At 72.2% G+C, this 22,787-nt stretch carries 21 protein-coding genes; 8 read left to right on the top strand and 13 right to left on the bottom strand.

Annotated elements, in window-relative coordinates; genetic code table 11:
- Positions 1–127 precede the first annotated feature (127 nt).
- The 9 genes from IF06_RS0126295 to IF06_RS0126255 form a co-directional block, all read right to left on the bottom strand.
- On the bottom strand, positions 128–799 hold the full coding sequence (locus IF06_RS0126295) for a LysE family transporter (protein WP_030274186.1): 672 nt from the start codon (positions 797–799) through the stop codon (positions 128–130).
- A gap of 692 nt (positions 800–1,491) precedes the next feature.
- Positions 1,492–1,938 carry a metal-sulfur cluster assembly factor gene (locus IF06_RS0126290; protein ID WP_013287441.1) on the bottom strand — a complete coding sequence of 149 codons (447 nt, stop codon included), beginning with the start codon at positions 1,936–1,938 and terminating at the stop codon, positions 1,492–1,494.
- Complete coding sequence (gene sufU / locus IF06_RS0126285) at positions 1,935–2,408, bottom strand: Fe-S cluster assembly sulfur transfer protein SufU (protein ID WP_013287442.1); 474 nt, start codon at positions 2,406–2,408, stop codon at positions 1,935–1,937. The genes IF06_RS0126290 and sufU overlap by 4 nt, the downstream gene beginning before the upstream one ends.
- On the bottom strand, positions 2,408–3,712 hold the full coding sequence (locus IF06_RS0126280; RefSeq protein ID WP_030274182.1) for a cysteine desulfurase: 1,305 nt from the start codon (positions 3,710–3,712) through the stop codon (positions 2,408–2,410). The genes sufU and IF06_RS0126280 overlap by 1 nt, the downstream gene beginning before the upstream one ends.
- A gap of 8 nt (positions 3,713–3,720) precedes the next feature.
- The gene (sufC, locus tag IF06_RS0126275; protein WP_013287444.1) at positions 3,721–4,494 is read right to left on the bottom strand and encodes a Fe-S cluster assembly ATPase SufC; all 774 of its coding nucleotides are present in this window, start codon (positions 4,492–4,494) and stop codon (positions 3,721–3,723) included.
- Complete coding sequence (locus IF06_RS0126270) at positions 4,494–4,838, bottom strand: non-heme iron oxygenase ferredoxin subunit (protein ID WP_013287445.1); 345 nt, start codon at positions 4,836–4,838, stop codon at positions 4,494–4,496. The genes sufC and IF06_RS0126270 overlap by 1 nt, the downstream gene beginning before the upstream one ends.
- On the bottom strand, positions 4,838–5,980 hold the full coding sequence (sufD, locus tag IF06_RS0126265; RefSeq protein WP_030274179.1) for a Fe-S cluster assembly protein SufD: 1,143 nt from the start codon (positions 5,978–5,980) through the stop codon (positions 4,838–4,840). The genes IF06_RS0126270 and sufD overlap by 1 nt, the downstream gene beginning before the upstream one ends.
- A 59-nt stretch (positions 5,981–6,039) precedes the next feature.
- Complete coding sequence (sufB, locus tag IF06_RS0126260) at positions 6,040–7,470, bottom strand: Fe-S cluster assembly protein SufB (RefSeq protein ID WP_013287447.1); 1,431 nt, start codon at positions 7,468–7,470, stop codon at positions 6,040–6,042.
- On the bottom strand, positions 7,467–8,243 hold the full coding sequence (locus IF06_RS0126255) for a helix-turn-helix transcriptional regulator (protein WP_013287448.1): 777 nt from the start codon (positions 8,241–8,243) through the stop codon (positions 7,467–7,469). Before IF06_RS0126255 ends, sufB begins: the two co-directional genes overlap by 4 nt.
- A 98-nt stretch (positions 8,244–8,341) precedes the next feature.
- Between IF06_RS0126255 and IF06_RS0126250 the strand changes: the two genes are divergently transcribed.
- Entirely contained in the window at positions 8,342–9,304 is a 963-nt protein-coding gene (locus IF06_RS0126250) for a COX15/CtaA family protein (protein ID WP_030274176.1), read from the top strand.
- Positions 9,305–9,377: 73 nt separating this feature from the next.
- Positions 9,378–11,045, top strand: a complete 1,668-nt coding sequence (locus IF06_RS0126245; protein ID WP_030274174.1) for a right-handed parallel beta-helix repeat-containing protein — start codon at positions 9,378–9,380, stop codon at positions 11,043–11,045.
- A 25-nt stretch (positions 11,046–11,070) separates the two neighbouring features.
- Here IF06_RS0126245 and IF06_RS0126240 read toward each other — a convergent pair whose 3' ends face one another.
- Positions 11,071–11,787 carry a CPBP family intramembrane glutamic endopeptidase gene (locus tag IF06_RS0126240; protein ID WP_013287451.1) on the bottom strand — a complete coding sequence of 239 codons (717 nt, stop codon included), beginning with the start codon at positions 11,785–11,787 and terminating at the stop codon, positions 11,071–11,073.
- Positions 11,788–11,849: 62 nt separating this feature from the next.
- Between IF06_RS0126240 and IF06_RS0126235 the strand changes: the two genes are divergently transcribed.
- Positions 11,850–12,443 (top strand): TetR/AcrR family transcriptional regulator, encoded by a 594-nt coding sequence (locus tag IF06_RS0126235; protein WP_013475885.1) that lies wholly within the window; start codon positions 11,850–11,852, stop codon positions 12,441–12,443.
- A 40-nt stretch (positions 12,444–12,483) separates the two neighbouring features.
- On the opposite strand, the gene IF06_RS0126230 is transcribed toward IF06_RS0126235, so the two are convergent.
- From IF06_RS0126230 to IF06_RS0126220, 3 genes are all read right to left on the bottom strand, one after another.
- Positions 12,484–13,401 carry an ATP-grasp domain-containing protein gene (locus IF06_RS0126230; RefSeq protein ID WP_030274172.1) on the bottom strand — a complete coding sequence of 306 codons (918 nt, stop codon included), beginning with the start codon at positions 13,399–13,401 and terminating at the stop codon, positions 12,484–12,486.
- A 10-nt stretch (positions 13,402–13,411) separates the two neighbouring features.
- Positions 13,412–13,744, bottom strand: a complete 333-nt coding sequence (locus IF06_RS0126225) for a hypothetical protein (protein ID WP_013287454.1) — start codon at positions 13,742–13,744, stop codon at positions 13,412–13,414.
- A 219-nt stretch (positions 13,745–13,963) separates the two neighbouring features.
- Positions 13,964–14,923, bottom strand: a complete 960-nt coding sequence (locus tag IF06_RS0126220; protein WP_013287455.1) for a heme o synthase — start codon at positions 14,921–14,923, stop codon at positions 13,964–13,966.
- Between the two features lie 263 nt (positions 14,924–15,186).
- Here IF06_RS0126220 and tkt point away from each other — a divergent pair, with 263 nt between their 5' ends.
- The 5 genes from tkt to IF06_RS0126195 all read left to right on the top strand — a co-directional run bounded on the left by tkt (position 15,187) and on the right by IF06_RS0126195 (position 22,768).
- Positions 15,187–17,325 (top strand): transketolase, encoded by a 2,139-nt coding sequence (tkt, locus tag IF06_RS0126215; protein WP_013475882.1) that lies wholly within the window; start codon positions 15,187–15,189, stop codon positions 17,323–17,325.
- A 16-nt stretch (positions 17,326–17,341) separates the two neighbouring features.
- Positions 17,342–18,520, top strand: a complete 1,179-nt coding sequence (gene tal / locus IF06_RS0126210; RefSeq protein WP_030274169.1) for a transaldolase — start codon at positions 17,342–17,344, stop codon at positions 18,518–18,520.
- Positions 18,521–18,621: 101 nt separating this feature from the next.
- Positions 18,622–20,190, top strand: a complete 1,569-nt coding sequence (locus IF06_RS0126205) for a hypothetical protein (protein ID WP_030274167.1) — start codon at positions 18,622–18,624, stop codon at positions 20,188–20,190.
- A 50-nt stretch (positions 20,191–20,240) separates the two neighbouring features.
- Positions 20,241–21,755 (top strand): glucose-6-phosphate dehydrogenase, encoded by a 1,515-nt coding sequence (gene zwf, locus IF06_RS0126200; protein WP_013287459.1) that lies wholly within the window; start codon positions 20,241–20,243, stop codon positions 21,753–21,755.
- Positions 21,752–22,768, top strand: coding sequence for a glucose-6-phosphate dehydrogenase assembly protein OpcA (locus IF06_RS0126195; RefSeq protein WP_013287460.1), 1,017 nt, complete (start codon positions 21,752–21,754; stop codon positions 22,766–22,768). The genes zwf and IF06_RS0126195 overlap by 4 nt, the downstream gene beginning before the upstream one ends.
- The last annotated feature ends 19 nt before the right edge of the window (positions 22,769–22,787 follow it).

Below are 22,787 nucleotides of genomic sequence, written 5' to 3'. Positions count from 1 at the left end.
CCTGCGGTCGGACGCCGGACCGGGACTGGATCTCTCCGCCGCCCGTGACTGCCGGTTCGGCCGATCCCCCGTAACGGATCGCGAACGGCCCCGTCATCGGCCCGACATGTCGGGCCGTCCCCGTCGGTCAGACGCCGAGCACAGTGGCGACCGCGAGAGCCGCGATGATGACGCTGGACAGCAGCGCGGTGACCCGCCGCCCACGGGGACCGGTGAGGGCCCGGCCGATCAGCGTGCCGCCCCCGGCGATCAGCAACTGCCAGCTCGCCGACGCGAGGAAGACCCCGGCGGTGAAGGCGGCAGCGCCCGCCGGGCCGGAGCCGAGCACGTCACCCCGGCCGAGGACGAGCGCCACGAAGTAGACCACAGTGGCCGGGTTGAGCAGGGTCAGCGCGAGAACCGCGGCGAACGCCCGCACCGGCGTGTCCAGACCACCCCGCGCGCGCGGCTCCTGCGTCGTGCCCGACGGGTGCGTGGTGGCCGACGGGCTCGGCGGGTGCGTTGTGGCCGGTGGACGCAGCGCGCGCCGGGCGGTGAGGCCGGCGAGAGCCAGCAGCACCCCCGCGGCGACCAGCCGCAGCGGACCCGCGAACGGCGCGAGCCCGCTCGCCACCGCCGCCCCGCCGAGCGCCGCCAGCGCCGCGTAGAGACCGTCGGCGCTGGCCACGCCGAGTGCCGCCGCCGCACCGACCCGGAACGAGGTACGCGCGCTGAGTCCGAGAATGAGGATCGCGATCGCGCCGACCGGAATGGCGACGCCGTAGCCGGCGACCAGGCCGGCCAGGAACGCCCCGGTCACGACGACGGGTGATGGGCCGAGGCGGCCGAGGGCAGGGTGCGCTGTCGACGCGCGGCGGTGGCCGCACGGACAGGAGCCTGCTTCGGGTACGCCTCGATCACCCGCTCATCCTGCACCCGGCTCCCTCACTCGGCGACCGCTTTTCCCACGCGCCCGCACGCGCACCCCGCGGCTGGGCTGGGCTGGGCTGGGCTGGGCTGGGCTGGGCTGGAGATCTTGGTACGAATCTGCCTCCTCGGGGGCGATCTCATACCAAGATCTCGCCGTTCCCGGCCCGACGCCGGCGGCAGTGCCGTCAGCCACCTTGATCGACACCACTACGCCGAGGTGGCGGCATCAAAGCCACTCCGACCACACCACTTCGGCGAAACGGTGTCGATCAAGCCGAAAAGGCGGACAGTTTCCCACAACGAGGGAGCCGGATCCCGGCATGAGGGAGGCGAGGAGGCCTCGGAAGAAAACGGCCACCCAAGGGGCGATTTCGTACCAAGATCTCGCCGTTCCCGGCCCGACGCCGGCGGCAGTGCCGTCAGCCCAGCTTGATCGACACCACTTCGCCGAGGTAGCGGCATCAGAGCCACTTCGACCACACCACTTCGGCATAACGGTGTCGATCAAGCCCGCAGACACTACGGGCGCGGCAACCCCTTGGCAGGGGTGTGCCGCGCCCGTTGACGGTGACCGGAGAACGGTCAGACGTTGAAGCCGAGCGAGCGGAGCTGGTCGCGCCCCTCGTCGGTGATCTTGTCGGGGCCCCACGGCGGCAGCCAGACCCAGTTGATCCGGATGTCGTTGACCAGGCCGCCGCCGGGACCGGTGGTCAGCGCCTGCCGCGCCTGGTCCTCGATCACGTCGGTCAGCGGGCAGGCCGCCGAGGTCAGCGTCATGTCCAGGGTGGCGACGTTCTCGTCGTCGACGTGGACGCCGTACACCAGGCCGAGGTCGACCACGTTGATGCCCAGCTCGGGGTCGACGACGTCCTTCATCGCCTCCTCGATGTCACCGATCGCGGCCTTGCCGCCGGCCGGCGCCGCCGCACCCGCGGCCGCACCGTCAGCTCCGTTGACGGCCGCGCCACCGGCAACCGTGCCGTCGGTCGCCACCGCGCCGGTCTCCGAGGTCATGTTCTCGTCGCTCATGCCTTCACCTCCGGGCTCACGCCCACCCCGGCGCGTGCCGCGGCGTCCTTGAACGCCATCCACGACAACAGCGCGCACTTCACCCGGGCCGGGTAGCGCGCGACACCCGCAAACGCCACCCCGTCTCCGAGCACGTCCTCGTCCGGCGTGACCTGGCCCCGCCCGGACATCAACTCCACGAACGCCTCGTGCACCACAGCGGCGTCGCTCGCGGCCTTGCCGCGCAGCAGCTCGTGCAGGATGCTCGCCGACGCCTGGCTGATCGAGCAGCCCATCCCGTCGTACGAGATGTCGGTGAACACGCTGCCGTCGGTCGCCACCCGCACGGTGATCTCGTCGCCGCAGGTCGGGTTGACGTGGTGCGCCTCGCCGACCCGGGCGGCCGGATCCGCCGCCTCCCGCAGGCCACGGCCGTGCGGGTGCTTGTAGTGGTCCAGGATGATCTCCTGGTAGAGGGATTCGAGCTGCATCACTGGAACACCTTCCGCACCCGCTCCAGACCCGCCACCAGGGCGTCGATCTCCCCGGTGGTGGTGTAGAGGTAGAACGACGCCCGCGTCGTGGCCGGCACCCCGAAGCGGGTGCACACCGGCTTGGCGCAGTGGTGGCCCACCCGCACCTGCACGCCGAGCGAGTCGAGCACCTGCCCGACGTCGTGCGGGTGCACGTCACCGAGCGCGAACGAGATCGTCCCGCCCCGGCCGACAGGCACCGTCGGGCCGAAGATCCGCAGGTCCGGCACTGTGGCGAGGGCATCGAGCGCGTACGCCGTCAGTTCCTTCTCGTGCCACTGAACAGCCGGCATGCCGATCGCGGTGAGGTAGTCCACGGCCGCGCCGAGCGCCACCGCCTCGGCGATCGGCGGGGTGCCCGCCTCGAACCGGGCCGGCGGCGCGGCGAACGTCGAGCCCGCCATCGTCACGGTCTCGATCATCGAGCCGCCACCCATCACCGGGGGCATCGCGGCGAGCAGCTCGCCCCGGCCCCAGAGCACGCCGATGCCGGTCGGCCCGCACATCTTGTGCCCCGTGAAGACGATGAAGTCGGCGTCGTAGCCGACCACGTCCATCGGCAGGTGCGGCACCGACTGCGAGCAGTCGAGCAGCAGCAGCGCGCCGACCTCGCGGACCCGCGCGGTGATCCGAGAGGTGGCGTTGACGGTGCCCAGGATGTTCGACATGTGCACCAGCGAGACGATCTTCGTCCGCTCGGTGACCAGGTCGTCCAGGCCGGACTCGTCGAGCCGGCCCTGGTCGGTGACGGGGAACCAGCGCAGCGTCGCGCCGGTACGCTCCGCCAGCAACTGCCACGGGACGATGTTCGAGTGGTGCTCCATCTCGGAGATCACGATCTCGTCGCCGGGGCCGAGCCGGAACCGCGGGTCACCGTCCGCGCGCAGCGAGGCGTTGGAGAACGCGTACGCCACGAGGTTGATCGCCTCGGTGGAGTTCTTGGTGAACACCACCTCGTCCACGCTCGGCGCGTTGATGAACGCGGCGATCTTCGCCCGCGCGCCCTCGTACGCCTCGGTCGCCTCGGTGCCCAGCGTGTGCACCGAGCGCGACACGTTGGCGTTGTGCAGCGCGTAGTGCTCGGCGAGCACGTCGAGCACCTGCCGCGGCTTGTGCGAGGTGTTCGCGCTGTCCAGGTAGACGAGCGGGTGACCGTTGACCTCCCGGTCGAGGATCGGGAAGTCGGCCCGCACCTTCGCCACGTCGAAGCGCGGCACGTCGTCGTACTGCGGCATGCCCGCCGGGATGGCCATCGAGGTCATGTCGAGTCTCAGGCCCGCGCCGCGCCGGCCCCGGCGACGTACCGCTCGTAGCCCTCTTCCTCGAGCTTGTCGGCCAGCTCCCGGCCGCCCTGCTCGACGATCCGGCCGGCCACGAAGACGTGCACGAAGTCCGGCTTGATGTAGCGCAGGATGCGCGTGTAGTGGGTGATCAGCAGCAGGCCGGTGTCGCCGGTGTCGCGCACCCGGTTCACGCCCTCGCTGACCACGCGCAGCGCGTCCACGTCCAGGCCGGAGTCGGTCTCGTCGAGGATCGCCATCTTCGGCTTGAGCAGCTCCAGCTGCACGATCTCGTGCCGCTTCTTCTCGCCGCCGGAGAAGCCCTCGTTGACGTTGCGCTGGGCGAACGCCGGGTCCATCTGGAGCTTCTCCATGGCGCCGCGCAGCTCGCCGGCCCAGGTGCGCAGCTTCGGCGCCTCGCCGTCGATGGCGGTCTTGGCGGTACGCAGGAAGTTGGCCACCGACACGCCGGGGACCTCGACCGGGTACTGCATGGCCAGGAAGAGGCCGGCGCGGGCCCGCTCGTCGACGGACATGGACAGCACGTCCTCGCCGTCGAGGGTCACCTCGCCGCCGGTGATCTCGTACTTCGGGTGACCGGCGATCGAGTACGCCAGCGTGGACTTGCCGGAGCCGTTCGGGCCCATGATGGCGTGCGTCTCGCCGGAGCGCACGGTCAGGTCGACCCCGTGCAGGATCGGCTTGAGCTCACCCTCGGGCAGCTTGACCGACACCTTCAGGTCGCGGATCTCCAGGGTGCTCATCAGCGGGTCACTCCATTGCTCGGCAGCGGACGGCCGTCGCCGTCCACGGAAAGGTAGATGTCGCCGTCGCGGACTTCGACGGGATAGACGGGTACGGGTTCGGTCGCGGGCAGCCCGGTGGGCTCACCGGTACGCAGGTCGAAACGGGATCCGTGCAGCCAGCATTCCAGCGTGCAGCCCTCGACCTCGCCCTCGGACAGCGCCACGGCGGCGTGCGAGCACTCGTCGTGCACCGCGTAGAACACGTCGTCCTCGCCGTGCACGATCGCGACCTGCACGCCGTCCACGTCGGCGCTGATCACGGTGCCCTTCGGCACGTCCTCGGTAGAGCAGATCTTGAGCATCAGGCGCCGGCCTTCGCCAGCCGCGCCTCGATGGCGTCGCCGAGGCGCTCGCGCAGGTCCTCGACCGGGATCTTGTTGATCAGCTCGGCGAAGAAGCCGCGCACCACCAGGCGCCGCGCCTCGGCCTCCGGGATGCCCCGGGCCATCAGGTAGAACAGCTGCTCGTCGTCGAACCGGCCGGTCGCGCTGGCGTGCCCGGCGCCGGCGATCTCGCCGGTCTCGATCTCCAGGTTGGGTACGGAGTCGGCCCGCGCGCCGTCGGTGAGCAGCAGGTTCCGGTTGATCTCGTACGTGTCGGTACCAGTCGCCTCGGCGCGGATCAGCACGTCGCCGACCCAGACCGTGTGCGCGTCGTCGCCCTGCAGCGCACCCCGGTAGCCGACGTTGCTGCGGCAGTCCGGCACGGTGTGGTCGACCAGCTGCCGGTGCTCCAGGTGCTGGCCGGAGTCGGCGAAGTAGACGCCGTACAGCTCGGCCTCGCCGCCGCGCTGGGTGTACTCCACCGACGTGTACTGCCGGACCAGGTCGCCGCCGAGGCTGACCTGCACGTGCAGGATCCGGGCGTCGCGGCCCAGCCGTACCTTGAGGTGCTGCGCCTGCACCGCGTCGTCGGCCCAGTCGGCGACGGTGACCAGGGTCAGCTTCGCCCCGTCGCCCACAGTCACCTCGACGTTGTCGGCCAGCGTGGCCGAGCCGACGTGCTCGATCACCACTGTGGCCTCGGCGAACCGGTCCACCTCGACGAACGTGTGACCGAAGGCGAGCGTCTCGGCGTTCTCGCCGACCACCCGCAGGCGCACCGGCTGCTCCACCACCGCGTCGCGGTCGACGCGCACCAGCAGCGCGCCGTCGGCCCCGCCGTACGCGAGCGCGCTGACCCGGTCGAACGGGGTGAGCACGCTGCCCACCCGGGGGTCGTCCCGGCCGATCCGGTCGACGGTGACGCCCTCGGGCAGGTCACCGTACTCATGCCGGACCGCGCCGGTCGCGCCCTGCGCCGACCCGGTCAGGCCGCGCAGGCGCTTGAGCGGGGTGAAGCGCCACTCCTCCTCCAGGCCGGTCAGGGCCGGGAAGTCGGCGACGTCGTACGAGCGGAGCGCCTGCGACTTGGTCGTGGGCGGCGCGGAAGCCTGGGTAGTCATCTCTTCCTTGGTCTGTTCTGCGACGAGGTGTCAGTGAGTCGGAGGGTGGGCGGCCGGCGTCAGCCGACCGCGCCCTCCATCTGCAGCTCGATCAGGCGGTTGAGCTCCAGCGCGTACTCCATCGGGAGCTCCTTGGCGATCGGCTCGATGAAGCCGCGCACGATCATCGCCATCGCCTCGTCCTCGCTCAGGCCCCGGCTCATCAGGTAGAAGAGCTGGTCCTCGCTGACCTTGGAGACGGTCGCCTCGTGCCCCATCGACACGTCGTCCTCGCGGATGTCGACGTACGGGTAGGTGTCGGAGCGGGAGATCGTGTCGACCAGGAGCGCGTCGCACTTGACCGTGCTCTTGCTGCTGGTCGAGCCCTCCAGCACCTGCACCAGACCGCGGTACGAGGTGCGGCCGCCGCCCCGGGCGATCGACTTCGACACGATGGTCGAGGAGGTGTGCGGCGCGGCGTGCACCATCTTGGCGCCGGCGTCCTGGTGCTGGCCCTCGCCGGCCATGGCCACCGAGAGCACCTCGCCCTTGGCGTGCTCGCCGGTCATGTAGACCGCCGGGTACTTCATGGTGACCTTGGAGCCGATGTTGCCGTCGACCCACTCCATGGTCGCGCCCTCGTGGCACACGGCGCGCTTGGTGACCAGGTTGTAGACGTTGTTCGACCAGTTCTGGATGGTCGTGTACCGGCACCGGGCGTTCTTCTTGACGATGATCTCCACGACGGCGCTGTGCAGCGAGTCGGAGGAGTAGATGGGCGCGGTGCAACCCTCGACGTAGTGCACGTACGCGCCCTCGTCGACGATGATCAGCGTCCGCTCGAACTGGCCCATGTTCTCCGTGTTGATCCGGAAGTAGGCCTGCAGCGGGATGTCCACGTGCACGCCCTTCGGCACGTAGATGAACGAGCCACCGGACCAGACGGAGGTGTTCAGCGCGGCGAACTTGTTGTCGCCGACCGGGATCACCGTGCCGAAGTACTCCTTGAACAGGTCCTCGTGCTCCTTGAGCGCGGTGTCCGTGTCCAGGAAGACGACACCCTGCTCCTCCAGGTCCTCACGGATCTGGTGGTAGACCACCTCGGACTCGTACTGCGCCGCGACACCGGCGACCAGGCGCTGCTTCTCCGCCTCCGGGATGCCGAGCTTGTCGTAGGTGTTCTTGATGTCCTCGGGCAGGTCCTCCCAGGAGGTGGCCTGCTTCTCGGTGGACCGCACGAAGTACTTGATGTTGTCGAAGTCGATCCCGGTGAGGTCGGCGCCCCAGTTCGGCATCGGCTTGCGGCCGAACAGCCGCAGGCCCTTGAGCCGCAGGTCGAGCATCCAGGCCGGCTCGTTCTTCTTGGCCGAGATGTCCCGCACCACCGCCTCGCTGAGGCCGCGCTGGGCGGACGCCCCGGCGACGTCGGGGTCGGCCCAGCCGTACTCGTAACGGCCGAGGGCCGCGAGCTGCTCCTCCTGGGTCAGGGGCTGGACGATCTGCTCGGTCATCTATCTGTCCTCACAGTGGTGACGGTGGAACCGGACTGGGCGGGAATGTGCGTGGTGCACACGCCGTCGCCGTGCGCGATGGTGGCCAGGCGCTGTACGTGAGTGCCGACCAGACGGGAGATCACTTCGGTCTCGGCCTCGCACAGCTGAGGGAACTCGGCGGCCACGTGCGCCACCGGGCAGTGGTGCTGGCAGAGCTGGCCGCCGGAGGCGATCGTGGACGCGTTGGCAGCGTAACCCTCGGCGGTCAGCGCGCCGGCGAGCGCCTCCGCCCGCGCGAGCGGGGCGTCTCCGGCGTCCTCCATGGCCGACCGGCAGCGGGCCTCCAGCGCGGAGACCTGCTCGGCCGCGAACGCCGCGACCGCCTCGGTGCCGCCGGTGCGGGCGATCCACCGCAGCGCGGCGGTGGCCATGTTGTCGTAGTGGTGGGTGCCGCAGCGACCGCGGCCCGCCTCGGTGAGCGCGAAGACCTTGGCCGGGCGGCCGCGCCCGCGGCTGCCGCGGACGGTCTGGTCGCGGGCGACCACGTCACCGTCGGCGAGCATCGCGTCGAGGTGGCGGCGGATCGCGGCCGGGCTCAGGCCGAGCGCCGAGCCGAGCTGCGCGGCGGTGGTGGGGCCACGCTCCAGCAGCAGCTGGGTGACCCGGTCGCGGGTCGACAGGTCGGCCGGAGCGGTCTCCCGCTCGCCGGGCCGTACGCCGCGACGTGCGCGCGAGCCACCGGCGACCGGACCGGTCACCGGCGTTCGGGAGAGCGCCGCCGCGTTTTTCACAACAGCAACGTTACGTAATTCGCCGAGGGCCTGCAAACCCGGGGTCCGGTGATTCCGACCACCGGTGTGCCGGAGTCACCCGATCGGGATCAACTACGGTGCGTAGGATTCGCTTCGTGAAGCGATCCGTCCGGTTTCCGGTCTCCGCCACGCTGCTGCGCCGCCTCGCGCTCGCCTCGATCATCGCGAACGTCGCGATCGTGGTCACCGGCGGGGCCGTCCGGCTCACCGCCTCCGGCCTCGGCTGCCCCACCTGGCCCCGGTGCACCGAGGACTCCTACACCACGACACCCGAGATGGGCGTGTACGGGGTGATCGAGTTCGGCAACCGGCTGCTCACCTTCGCGGTCGGGATCATCGCGCTCGCCGTGGTGCTGGCCGTGCTGGCGCACCGCCCCCGCCGCCGCGGGACGCTGCCGCTGGCCGTGGGCGTGCTGTTCGGCATCCCGGCCCAGGCGATCATCGGTGGCATCACGGTGCTCACCAACCTCAACCCGTGGGTGGTCGGGCTGCACTTCCTCGCCTCGATGGCGGTGATCGCGGTCGCGTACGCGCTCTGGCGGCGCATCAAGGACCCGGACGGGCCGGTGGCGCCGACCGTGCCGGCGCCGCTGCGTACGCTCGCCTGGATCACCACGGCGGCGAGCGCGTCGGTGCTCGTCGTGGGCACCTGGGTGACCGGCAGCGGACCGCACGCCGGCGACCACGGCGCGGCCCGCAACGGCCTGGACCCGGCGGCGATCTCCCAGGTGCACGCCGACGGCGTCTTCCTGCTGATCGGCCTGTCGGTGGCGCTGTACTTCGCGTTCCGGGCGGTCGGCGCTGCGCGGGCGGCCCGGGCCGCCGCGGTGCTGATCGCGGTCGAGCTGGGCCAGGGCGTGATCGGCTTCGTCCAGTACTTCACCCACCTGCCCGCCGTGCTGGTCGGCGCGCACATGCTCGGCTCCTGCCTGGTGCTGCTGGCCACCCTCGGCGTGCTCTGGGCCACCCGGGGGCGGCTGCCGGCCGCCCCGGAGGCCCCGGCCGCGCCCTCCGCGCAACGGGTGGGCGCCGCCGCCTGAGCGCGGGCGTTACCGCGCGGCGGGAGCGGGAAAGCGGCACGGGCCACCGACAGTCGCCCGAGGGGAGCTCCCCGTGTCGCGCAAGAGCCTCTCCACCACCACCCCGCAACGGCTGACCCCGGTCGCCGGCGCGCCGCTGTGGTGCGACGCCCGCGAGCACGGCCTCACCGGCGACGGGGTCACCAACGACCAGCCCGCCCTGGCGGCGCTGGTGGACCGCCTCGGCGCCGGGTACGACGCCGACGGCCGGGCCCGGGTGATCTACTGCCCGCCCGGCCTGTACTCGATCCGCGACGCCGGCACCGTCTGGCGCAGCGGCGTCTCGCTGATCGGCGCCGGACCGGCAGCGACCCGCTTCCTGCTCAGCAACGAGGGCAACCGCAGCGCACCGGTCCCGCTCGCCTTCTGGACCACCGTGCAGCACGGCGCGGACCGGGACCGGCACATCGCCGACTGCTCGTTCGCCGACTTCGAGATCGACGGCTCCGGCGTGGCCCAGACGTCCTACGACTACCTGGCCAAAGGGCTGGGCCTGCAGTACGTGGTGCGCGGCGTGTTCCGCAACCTCTACATCCACCACACCGGGGCGACCGGCCTGGGCTGTGACTTCCTCCAGGACAGCCTGATCGACGGCGTGGTCGTGGTGGGATGCGGCCGGCTGGACAACGGCGACCAGATGGGCGGCGCGGGGATCGGCGTCGGCATCGGCGGCTGGGGCGACGTGGAGCGCCTCACCATCGCCAACTGCACCACCATCGGCAACGGCACCAACGGCATCTTCCTGGAGCTGCAGAAGGACTACTGGACCCCGCCGCGCGGCATCCGGATCGTCGGCTGCCACAGCCAGGCCAACCGGTTCGGCATCTCCGACTGGGGAGCGGACGGGCTGATCGTCTCCGCCTGCACCATGACCAACAACCTGGAGGCCGGCTTCGACGTGTCGGGCAACGGCACCGCCGGGGTCGCCGGGCGCGGCGGCCTGGTCACCGGCTGCGTGATCGACTACAACGTCGGCGACGGCATCAGCATGGGCAACACCCCCGGCCCGTACGCGGTGCAGGCGAACCGGATCAGCCGCAACGGTGGCTTCGGCTACCACGAGCACGACCTGGGCCACGGCTACCGGGGCGCGGCGGCCGACGTGGTGATCCAGGACAACGACATCCGGGAGAATGCGCTGGACGGCATCCGGATCGACCGGCCGATGCTCGACACGTCGATCGTCGGGAACCGGATCCGGGACAACGGCCGCCGCTCCGCCCCGGCCTGCTCCGGCTCCGGCGAGGCGGTGCGGTACGGCCCGCGCGAGGTCGCCGACGGCAACGCCGACTGGCCGGCCGGCGGGCACCGGGGCAAGGTGGTCCGGGTCGGCTCGCGGGACGCGGTGGTGTCCGACAACAGCGCCACCGGGCTCTCCCTGGCCGAGGTACGCCCGGACGGCTCCACCGGCTGGAGCGCGGACACACCGGGGCCCGGCACGGCGTACGAGCTGCCCGACTCGCCACCGGCGTGCGGCGGCATCACGATCGCCGCGCCGTTCGACTCGGCCACCGTGCGCGGCAACCGGATCTGGCACCGGGACGCCGACACCCAGGCGTACGGGATCTGGGTCACCGAGGCGGGCAGCTGCGTGTCCTGCGCGTTCGAGGACAACGACCTGGCCGGCACCGAGGCCGCGCTGCGGCTGGACACCCCGCCGATCGGTGGTCGCTGGGCACGTAACCACAGCGACCGCGACTGAGCGGGCTGTCGCCGCCTCCGGGCGGTCAGGCGGACGCCTCGGCGGCGAACGCCAGGGCGACGAGCGTTCCGTTGCTGACGGCATGGGCGAGGATCGGCACCCAGAGGTTGCGGTGGCGGTGCAGCAGCCAGGCGAACAGCAGCCCGGCGAAGAGCGCGCTGACGGTGTTGAAGACCCGGGGCAGGTGTACGACGGCGAAGAAGGCCGCCGACAGCACCACGGCGGCCACGGCGGGCAGCCGCGCGGCCAGCCCCTGGTAGAAGACACCCCGGTAGAGGATCTCCTCGTAGAGCGGGGAGACGACGGCGCCGAAGGCGAACGCGAAGGCGAACTGCGCGAGCAGGCTTCCGGCGGGGTAGCCGCCCTCACCACCGCCGCCCTCGACGAGCGCCGCGGGCAGCGCCACCACGAGCACGAGGGTGAGCGCGGCCTTGGCCAGGCCCCAGCCCACCGCGGCGCCCACCTGGCGGCCCGCCGGGCGGACGAGCCGCAGCGGCCGGGCGATCTCGCCGAAGCGGTGGCGCACCACCGCGAGGCCGACAGCGAGCTGGGTGCCGTTGATCAGGGCCCAGGCGATGGTGGACGCCGCCGTCTCCGGCATGCCCAGCCGCGCCGGTCCCCGGGCCAGCAGGTCCGCGACCGCCGAGTTGGCCAGGCCGACGCCGACGGCGAGCACGAGCGCCATGTCGAGGTAGCTGAACCGGCGGGTGTCGCGTGCGGTGTCGGTGAGGGGTGCGGTCATGCCGGGCAACGTTAGGCGGCCGACCTATATCGGTCAAATGACCGACAATCTATGATCACCTCGTGCCCAAGGTTGTGGACCACGAGGAGCGGCGGCGTCATCTCGGCGCGGCGGCCTGCGTCGTACTGGCGCGGGCGGGGTCGGCCGGGATGACGGTGCGGGCCGTCGCCGCCGAGGCCGGCATGCCGCTGGCGACCGCGCAGCACTACCTGCCGGCTCGGGAACTGATGGTCCGGGCGGCAATGGACCACCTGGCCGGACGCGTGGTGGCGCGGGCCCGGACGATCCCCGCCGACCCGGTCACGCCGGAGGTGATCCGGCAGGCGGTGCGCCAACTCGTCCCGCTGGACGCCGAACGCGCCTTCGAGGCCCGCGTCTGGCTGGTCCTCACCGCCGAGGCGCTCGTCGACGAGCAGGTCGCGGCGATCCTGGCGGAGAGCGAGGCGCAGATGCGGGCCAACGTCGAGCGGCTGCTCACGCTCGGCCGGGCCGCGGGTGGCATCGCCGGGCACGTGGACGCGCGGGCCGAGGCCGCCGCGCTGGCGACGCTGCTGGACGGCGTCACGGTACGGATCCTGACCACCGGCCTGGATCCCGCGGACGCACGTGCGGAGATCGACGCCCACCTGGCCCGGCTCACGACGGCCGGCACCTGAGACGGCCGGCATCCGCGACCCGGCTCGACCGGGCCCGGGGTCAGCGGCGGCGGGCCAGGTGGGTGAGCACCGCGTCGGCGAGCCGGTCCGGGGCGCCGTCGGCGTACCCGACGAACAGGCTCGGCTCGGTCAGCTCCAGCTCGACCAGCACGGGCTCGCCGTCCGGGCCGGGGATCAGGTCGACGCGGGCGTAGAGCAGGCGGTCCGGGCCGCCGGGCACCACCGCGAGCACCTTGTCGGCCACCGCGCGCTGCTCCGCCGTGGCGGCGCGGGCGTCGATCCGCTCCTCCTTGTAGAGCGCGGCCTCGCCCAGGTCCGGCCCGGTCAGCATCGGGCCCTTGCGGATCGCGTGGCTGAACGCCAGGCCGCCGGGCCCGGCCAGGAACAGCAGCGCGGTCTCCCCGGCGATGTCCACCGCGTCGAGGTACGGCTGGACCATGGTGACCCGCCCGGCGTCGGAGAGCCGCCGGACGTGGGCCGGCGCCAGCTCGCGGTGCTCCGGGTCGGTCAGGTCGTAGCGGCCGGTGTCCTGGCTGCCGGCGCTGACGGCCGGCTTGATCACGTACTCGCCCCCGGGCGGCGGCGTCCACGCCTGCCCCGGCTCGACCCACTCGGTCGGCACGGTGGGCACCCCGGCGGCGGACAGCTCGGACAGGTAGCGCTTGTCGGTGTTCCAGGCGACCACGTCGGCCGGGTTGACCAGGGCCGGCACGGTACGCGCCCAGGCCACGAACTCGTCCCGCCGCAGGGCGTAGTCCCACGGGGAGCGGAGCACGACCAGGTCGTACCCGGACCAGTCGACTGCCGGGTCGTCCCAGACGGCGATCTCGGCGGTGACGCCGCGGGCGGCGAGCGGGCCGAGCGCGAGCCGGTCGTCCGGGTCGAGGTCGGGCAGCTCGGCGCAGGTGACGAAAGCGACCCGGGGTCTCCCCCGGGTCGACTGGTGGTGGTCGGTCATTCGGTATATGTCAACGGGCCATCGTGCGCCGGGCCATCGACCGCCACAGGTCGTTGCTCGGACGCATCTGGTCCATCAGTTCACGCTCCCAGGCGTTCTCGACGTCGACCCCGGCCTTGGCGCAGGCCTGGCGTGCGACGTCCGTGCCGTCGGCGAACTGGTCCGCCCATACCCCGTCGGAACCCACGAGGACGATCCGTGCGCCGCGCTTGCCGACGTACTCGATGACCGCCTTCGCGCCGCCGTGTCCGGCGGCGAACGACTTGATGCCCGCGACCAGGCCGTTGGGGGCCTGCTCGGCGGTCTTGTCAGCCGTCAGCGTCGTATCGGAACCATCTGCCATGACGCGAAGCCTAAGCAGAGTTCCACCCGGATGTGCGAGAACCATGAACTGAATGTGATGCCAATTACCCATCGGTTTAAGAAGAACCACAGGTAATTTGCCTGCATATGTCGCTTATATCCGGGCGAAGCGGACGGGCGGGATCGTCACAATCTGTCCGGGTTGGATACGTCCGGGGAAGCCCGAAAAAAATTTCTGATGAACCGCCGGACGGGCGGGTCAGAGCAGCGCGTCGAGCGCGACGGCCGCGAAGAGGATCGTGAGGTACGTGGTGGACCAGTGGAACAGCCGCATCGGCTTGACCGCCTCGCCGCGCGTCGCGCGCCGGCACAGCTTGTGCGCCTCGACGAGGAAGATCCCGCCGACCACGAGCGCGGTGACGCCGTAGATCGGGCTCATCCCGAGCGGCCACACCGCCAGCGAGGAGAGCACCGTCAGCCAGGAGAAGCCGATGATCTCGGCGTTCACCCGCCGGACCGAGGCCACCACCGGCAGCATCGGCACCCCGGCGCGGGCGTAGTCGGCCTTGTACTTGATGGCCAGCGCGTAGAAGTGCGGCATCTGCCAGAAGAAGACGACAGCGAACAGGCCCCACGCGGCCGGTGCCAGCGTGCCGGTGACAGCGGCCCAGCCGATCAGCACCGGAGCGGCGCCGCAGATGCCGCCCCAGAACGTGTTGGCGGCGGTGGTCCGCTTCAGCCACAGCGTGTAGACCAGGTCGTAGTAGGCGATCGCGGCGACCGTCAGCACCGTCGCCAGCCAGTTCGTCGCCACCGCCATCAGCGCCACCGACACGGCCGCCAGCACCAGGCCGAAGACCAGCGCGCTGCGCGGCGACACGGTGTGCGCGGGCAGCGGGCGGCGCTTGGTGCGCCGCATGAGCTGGTCGATGTCGCGGTCGATGTAGCAGTTGATGACGCTCGCCGCGCCGGCCGCGAGCGACCCGCCGACCAGCACCACGGCGACCAGCCACAGCGACGGCATCCCGCCGTGGGCCAGCATCATCGCCGGCACTGTGGTGACCAGAAGCAGCTCGACGATCCGCGGCTTGGTCAGCGTCACGTACGCCGCCACCACGGCGCGTACGTCCCGCCGGCCGCTCGCCGGCGCCTCCGCCACCGCGCCCACCGGCGACTGCCCGGCAGGGTTGCTGACGGGGCGCTCGGTGATCATGCTCACGGATTGCCACCTTCCGGCATCGGCGGGGGAGGTCGTTCGGCCCGGACCGCTGCGGGTCCACACACCGCCCCACACACTACGCGGCGTCGTTTTCGCTGCCCCGTGGACCCGGCAACGGTGCGAGCCGTCACACCTGGGGTTGAACGACCGAACGTCCGCGATCCGTACAGAACAGCATGCTGAGATCCCCGGGCGGACGTTTAGCACCGCTCGATAGGGTCATCAGTGAGGGTTCCGCCCATCTGCCGAGGAGCACAACCATCGTGGCTGCCAACCGACCCGAGCTTCCCGCTCTCAACTGGTCCGACCTCGACCGCAGGGCCGTCGACACGGTCCGCGTGCTGGCCATGGACGCCGTGGAGAAATCCGGCAACGGCCACCCGGGGACGGCGATGAGCCTCGCCCCGGTGGCGTACCTGCTCTTCAACCGGGTCATGCGGCACAACCCCGCCGACCCGAACTGGGCCGGACGCGACCGGTTCGTGCTGTCGGCCGGGCACTCCAGCCTGACTCTCTACATCCAGCTCTTCCTCTCCGGCTACCCGCTGGCGCTGGACGACCTCAAGGCGCTGCGCCAGTGGGGCTCGCTCACCCCGGGCCACCCGGAGCACGGCCACACCCCGGGCGTGGAGACCACCACCGGTCCGCTCGGCCAGGGCCTCGGCAACGCGGTCGGCATGGCGATGGCGGCCCGCCGCGAGCGCGGCCTGTTCGACCCCGAGCCGGACCGCGCCGACTCGCCGTTCCGGCACGACATCTGGTGCATCGCCTCCGACGGTGACATCGAGGAGGGCATCACCCACGAGGCCAGCGCGCTCGCCGGTCACCAGCAGCTCGGCAACCTCTGCGTGATCTACGACGACAACGAGATCTCGATCGAGGACGACACCCGCATCGCCAAGAGCGAGGACGTGGCGGCCCGCTACGAGGCGTACGGCTGGCACGTGCAGACCGTCGACTGGCGCCGCGGCGACGCCGACCAGGGCGACTACCACGAGGACGTGGAGGCGCTGTACGAGGCGCTGCTGGCCGCCAAGGCGGAGACCGGCCGGCCGTCGTTCATCGCGCTGCGCACGATCATCGGCTGGCCCGCGCCGAACAAGAAGAACACCGGCAAGATCCACGGCTCGGCGCTCGGCGCGGACGAGGTGAAGGCCACCAAGGAGATCCTCGGCTTCGACCCGCAGCGCACCTTCGAGGTCGACGAGGAGGTGCTCAAGCACGCCCGTCAGGTGCTGGAGCGCGGCGCGCAGGAGCAGGCCGAGTGGACCACCGGGTTCGACGCCTGGGCGCAGGCCAACCCGGAGCGCAAGGCGCTGTGGGACCGGATGGCCACCCGTACGCTGCCGACCGGCTGGACCGACGCGCTGCCGACCTTCCCGGCGGACGCCAAGGGCGTCGCCACCCGGGCCGCCTCCGGCAAGATCCTGGAGGCCCTCGCGCCGGTGCTGCCCGAGCTGTGGGGCGGCTCGGCCGACCTGGCCGAGAGCAACAACACCACGATGAAGGGCGAGCCGTCGTTCGTCCCGGCCGCGCACGCCACCAAGGACTTCCCGGGTGACGAGTACGGCCGCACGCTGCACTTCGGCATCCGCGAGCACGCCATGGGCGCGATCCTCAACGGCATCGCCCTGCACGGCGGCACCCGCCCGTACGGCGGCACGTTCCTGGTGTTCAGCGACTACATGCGCCCGGCGGTGCGGCTGGCCGCACTGATGAAGCTGCCGGTGACGTACGTCTGGACGCACGACTCGATCGGCCTCGGCGAGGACGGCCCGACGCACCAGCCGATCGAGCACCTGACCGCGCTGCGGGCCATCCCCGGCCTGGACGTGGTCCGCCCGGCCGACGCCAACGAGACGGTCTGGGCGTGGCGGCAGGCGCTGGAGCACACCGACCGGCCGACCGCGCTGGCGCTCAGCCGCCAGGCGCTGCCGACGTTCGACCGCACCGACCTGGCCGGCGCCGAGGGCGTCGCCAAGGGCGGGTACGTGCTGGCCGAGGCGTCGAACGGCAAGCCGCAGGTGATCCTCGTCGGCACCGGCTCCGAGGTGCAGCTCTGCCTCACCGCGCGGGAGCGGCTGGAGGCCGACGGCACCCCCACCCGGGTCGTCTCCATGCCCTGCCAGGAGTGGTTCTTCGCCCAGGACGAGGCGTACCGGGAGTCGGTGCTGCCTCGCGGGGTAAAGGCACGGGTGAGCGTGGAGGCGGGTATCGCCATGTCGTGGCGCGCGATCGTCGGCGACAGCGGCGAGTGCGTGAGCATCGAGCACTACGGCGCCAGCGCGCCGCACACCGTGCTCTTCGAGCAGTTCGGGTTCACCCCCGACCGGATCGTGGCCGCCGCGCACGCGGCGCTGACCCGGGTGGGCGACATCACCGGTTTCACGACCGGCAACTGAGGGGAGCGTGGACGGCATGACGGACAGGCTGAAGGAGCTCCAGGGCGCCGGTGTGGCGATCTGGCTCGACGATCTCTCCCGGGTACGGCTGACCTCCGGCGGGCTGGACAAGCTGCGCCGGGAGAGCCACGTAGCCGGGGTGACCACCAACCCGACGATCTTCGCGAAGGCGTTGAGCGACGCCGACGAGTACGACTGGCAGCTTCGTGACCTCGCCGTACGCGGCGTGGACGTCGAGGAGGCGGTCCGCATGCTCACCACGTACGACGTGCGGTGGGCCTGCGACGTGATGCGCCCGTCGTACGACGTCAGCGGCGGCGTGGACGGCCGGGTGTCGATCGAGGTGGACCCGCGCTCGGCGCACGACGCGGCGAAGACCGTCGCCGAGGCCAAGGCGCTGTGGTGGCTGGTCGACCGGCCGAACCTGTTCATCAAGATCCCGGCCACCGAGGAGGGCCTGCCCGCGATCACCGCGACCCTGGCCGAGGGGATCAGCGTCAACGTCACGCTGATCTTCGGCCTGGACCGGTACTCGCAGGTGATGGACGCCTTCCTGGCCGGCCTGGAGCAGGCGCAGGCCAACGGGCACGACCTGTCGAAGATCGGCTCGGTCGCCTCGTTCTTCGTCTCCCGGGTCGACACCGAGGTGGACAAGCGGCTGGAGAAGATCGGCTCGGACCAGGCCAAGGCGCTGCGCGGCAAGGCCGCGGTCGCCAACGCCCGGCTGGCGTACGAGCGCTACGGCGAGGTGTTCTCCTCGGCGCGCTGGCAGAAGCTGGCCGACGCGGGCGCCCACCCGCAGCGCCCGCTGTGGGCCTCCACCTCGACGAAGAACCCGGACTACCGGGACGTCATCTACGTCGAGGAGCTGATCGCGCCCGGCACCGTCAACACCATGCCGGAGCCGGTCATCCACGCCTACGCCGAGCACGGCGAGACGAAGGCGGACACCGTCACCGTCGCCTACGACGACGCCCGCCAGGTCTTCGACGACCTGCTGGCGGTGGGCGTGGACCTGTCCGACGTGATCGCCACGCTGGAGCGCGAGGGCGTGGAGAAGTTCGAGGCGAGCTGGGTGGAGCTGCTGGAGGGGGTCAAGAAGTCCCTCGCCGAGGCGGCCAAGGGCTCGGGCAGCCCGCACCGGGCCGCCGGGAAGAACGCGCAGGCGGCGCAGCAGGCCGGCGGCAACGCGTGACCGACGGCGTCCGACGCGTCCCGGGGCCCGGCCCCGGGACGCGTCGCGCCGTACCGTGGACCGGGTGAGGTGGTCTGCCTTGAGCGAGCCGAGGTGGCGCGGTGAGTGACCTGCTGGCCGGGCGGGCGGACATGGCCGCCGGCCTGGCCGTGCGCGGCGCGGACGCTCTCGGCGCGTCCACGCGCGCCACGCTCGTCTCCCACGACGTCCCGGCCCGGCTCGCCGCCGCGGACCCGGCCCTCTGGGGGCCCGCCGCCGAGCCGGCGGCCCTCGACCGGCTGGGCTGGCTGCACGCTCACCGGCGCAGCCGGGACCTGCTCCCCCAGCTCGCCGAACTGGCCGCCGAGCTGGGCGACCTGGACCACGTGGTGCTGGCCGGCGCACACGACGACACGCTCGCCGCGGAGGTGCTGGCCGAGTGCCTGGGCCGGCCGCTGACGGTGCTCGACACCGCCGACCCGGGACCGATCCGGGCCGCGCTCGCCGACCGTCCGGCGCGTACCCTCCTGGTGCTCGCCGCACGGCACGGCCTCGACCCGGCCACCGACGCCCACCTGCGCGCCTACCGGCAGGCGTGGGCGGACGAGGGCCCGGACGCCGCCCGGCACGTCGTGGTGGTCACCGAACCCGGCTCGGAACTCGCGGCGCGTGCCGACGAGCTGGGCGCGATGGTGATCCCGGCCGAGCCCGGCGTGTCCGGGCCGTGGGCCGCGCTCACCGCGTCCGGCCTGGTCCCGGCGGCGCTGGCCGGCGCCCCGGTGGCCGAGGTGCTGGACGAGGCCGAGGCGCTCACCGGCGCGCTCGACCGGGACCGGGACAATCCGGCCCTGGCGCTCGGCGCGGCACTGGGCGCGGCGCCCGGCGCCGGCCGGGACACGATCGCGCTGGTTCCCGACGGCACCGGCCTCGACGGTCTGGGCCGCTGGGCCGGCGCGCTGCTCGCCGACGCGACTGGTGGACGGCTGCTGCCCGTGGTCGCGGAGTCCCCCGACTCCCCCGGCGCCACCGGGCCGGGCGTGCTGACGGTCGGTCTCGGCGGCGCCCTCGGCGCCGGTGTCGGACCGGGCGTGTCCGCCGACGTCGCGGTCAACGGACCACTCGGCGCGCACCTGCTCACCTGGGCCTACGCGGCGGCGACCGCCGCGGTGACGCTGCGGACCGACCCGTTCGCGGCGCCCGCCGCCGCAGTGGCCGGCGACGCGCCGGAGAGCGGGCCGCCGTCGTCGGTCGAGGGCGCGATCGAGGTGTACGCCCCGAGCGGCGCCCCGGCCGACCTGACCGGCGCGCTGCGCTGGCTGCTCGACGGGCTGGGTGAACGGGAGCACCTCGTGGTGACCGCGTACCTCGACCGGCACGCCGACGCGGCGGTCGCCGGGCTGCGCCCGCTGCTGGCGCGGGCCGCCGGACGGCCGGTCACCTTCGGCTGGGGACCGCGCCGGCCGCAACACACCGACATCCACGGCCGGCACCTCCAGATCACCGGTGCGGTCACCGATGATCTGGAGGTGCCCGGTCGTCCGTACACCTTCGCGCAGCTCCAGGCGGCCCAGGCCGCCGGCGACCGGCGGGCCCTGGCCGGCCGGGAGCGACCGGTGCTGCGACTGCACCTGACCGAGCGGGCGACGGGCGTCGCCCAGCTCCTGGAAACGGCCGGACGGACACGCACGTGACGATCAACGACCTGGAATCAGCGGACCGAGACGCAGGAGGAGGTGGCCCGGTGAACCCGCTGCGCGATCCGCAGGACCGGCGGCTGCCCCGGATCCCCGAGCCGTGTGCCCTGGTGATCTTCGGGGTGACGGGTGACCTGGCCCGCAAGAAGCTGCTGCCGGCGGTCTACGACCTGGCCAACCGAGGGCTCCTGCCGCCCGGCTTCGTGGTCCTGGGCTTCGCCCGCCGCGACTGGGGCGACGGCGACTTCGAGTCGGTGGCGCACGACGCGGCCAAGAAGCACGCCCGCACACCGTGGCGGGAGGAGGTGTGGGCCCGGCTGGCCGGCAACATCAAGTTCGTCGGCGGCTCGTTCGACGACGACGCCGCGTTCGACCATCTCGCCGCCACGCTCGACGAGCTGCGCGGCTCGCACGGCATCCCCGGCAACGCGGCCTTCTACTTCTCCATCCCCCCGGCGGCCTTCCCGGTGGTGCTCAAGCAGCTCGCCCGCACCGGCATGGCGGACAACGCCAAGTCCGGCGGCTGGCGGCGGGTCGTGGTGGAGAAGCCGTTCGGCAACGACCTGCCCTCGGCCAAGGCGCTCAACGACCTGGTCGACGACGTCTTCACCCGCCAGGACGTGTTCCGGATCGACCACTACCTGGGCAAGGAGACGGTCCAGAACATCCTGGCGCTGCGCTTCGCGAACAACCTGTTCGAGCCGCTGTGGAACTCCAAGTACGTCGACTCGGTGCAGATCACCATGGCCGAGGACGTCGGCATCGGCACCCGCGCCGCCTTCTACGACTCGGTCGGCACCGCCCGCGACGTGCTCCAGAACCACCTGCTCCAGTTGCTCGCCCTGGTCGCGATGGAGGAACCGACGAGCTTCGACGCCGACGAGATCCGGGCCGAGAAGCTCAAGGTGCTCAAGGCGATCACCGTGCCGCGGGACGTCTCCGAGGACACCGTGCGCGGCCAGTACCTACCCGGATGGGTGGGCGGCGAGCGCGCCAAGGGCTACCTGGAGGAGGAGGGCGTCCCGGAGGGCTCCACCACCGAGACGTACGTGGCGGTGAAGCTGGGCATCCAGAACCGCCGCTGGGCCGGGGTGCCGTTCTACATCCGGGCCGGCAAGCGGCTGCCCCGGCGGGTCACCGAGGTGGCCATCATGTTCAAGAAGGCGCCGCACCTGCCGTTCAACGCCGCCGACATGGAGTCCCTCGGCCCCAACCAGCTCGTCATCCGGGTACAGCCGGACGAGGGCGTGGTGCTGAAGTTCGGCTCCAAGGTGCCGGGCACCACGATGGAGGTCCGCGACATCGCGATGGACTTCCAGTACGGCGAGGCGTTCACCGAGTCCAGCCCCGAGGCGTACGAGCGGCTGGTGCTGGACGTGCTGATCGGCGACCGGACGCTGTTCCCGGACGCCGCCGAGGTGGAGCAGAGCTGGCAGGTCGTCGACCCGCTGGAGCACGCCTGGGAGGGCACGACCCCGGAGCCGTACCGGGCCGGTGAGTGGGGGCCCCGGGCCGCCGACGAGATGCTGGCCCGCGAGGGCCGGGCTTGGAGAAGAGCATGATCGGGCTGTGGGACACCACCGGCAACGAGGTGGTCAAGGCGCTGGCCGCGGAACGGCGCAGCGCGGGCGGGGTGGCCAGTGGCATGGCGCTCACGCTGATCGTGGTGGTGGACGAGAAGCGGGTACGCGAGGCCGAGGCGGCGGCCACCATCGCCGCGGCGGCGCACCCGTGCCGGCTGCTCGTGGTGGTCCGCTCCGACGTGGAGCGCGACCGCAACCGGCTGGACGCGGAGATCGTCGTGGGTGGCCGGCTCGGGCCGTGCGAGGCGGTGGTGACCCGGATGTACGGGCGGCTCGCGCTGCACGCCGAGTCGGTGGTGATGCCGCTGCTGGTGCCGGACGTACCGGTGGTGACGTGGTGGCACGGCGAGCCGCCGGAGGAGATCTCCACCGACTTCCTCGGCGTGGTCGCGGACCGGCGGATCACCGACGCGGCGCAGGCGGCCGACCCGATCGCCGAGCTGCGGCAGCGGGCCCACGACTACGCCCCGGGCGACACCGACCTGGCGTGGACCCGGATCACCCCGTGGCGCACGCTCGTGGCGGGCGCGTTCGACACCACCCAGGCCCGGGTCACCGAGGCGAGCGTGGTGGCGCCCCCGTCGGACCCGACGGCGGCGCTGATGCGCGGCTGGCTCAAGGCCCGGCTCGGCATCGACCCGGTCCTGACCGCCACCGAGGAGTTCCCGCGGATGCGCCAGGTGCAGCTGCGCTGCGCCAACGGCGACGAGCTGACGCTCACCCGGGACGACAGCGTCGCGGTGTTCCGGCGTACCGGGCAGGAGGACCGCACGCTGCCGCTGGTGCGCCGGCCGCTCGGCGACGAGCTGGCCGAGGAGCTGCGCCGCCTCGACGCCGACCAGGTGTACGCGGAGGCGCTCGGCGCTGCGGCCGGGATCACCGGCCTCGACCAGCGTCCGGCCCAGCGGGTGCACGTGTGGAAGGATCCGGCGACCGCCCAGCGGGCCGAGGCCGGCGTGACCGCGCACGCGGGCGCGACCGCGAACGAGTGACCGCCCGGACCGGGTGGTC

The organism is Micromonospora globosa (genome assembly GCF_000717585.1).
GTDB classification, from domain to species: domain Bacteria; phylum Actinomycetota; class Actinomycetes; order Mycobacteriales; family Micromonosporaceae; genus Micromonospora; species Micromonospora aurantiaca.
This window is presented reverse-complemented; position numbering and strand designations above follow the sequence as displayed.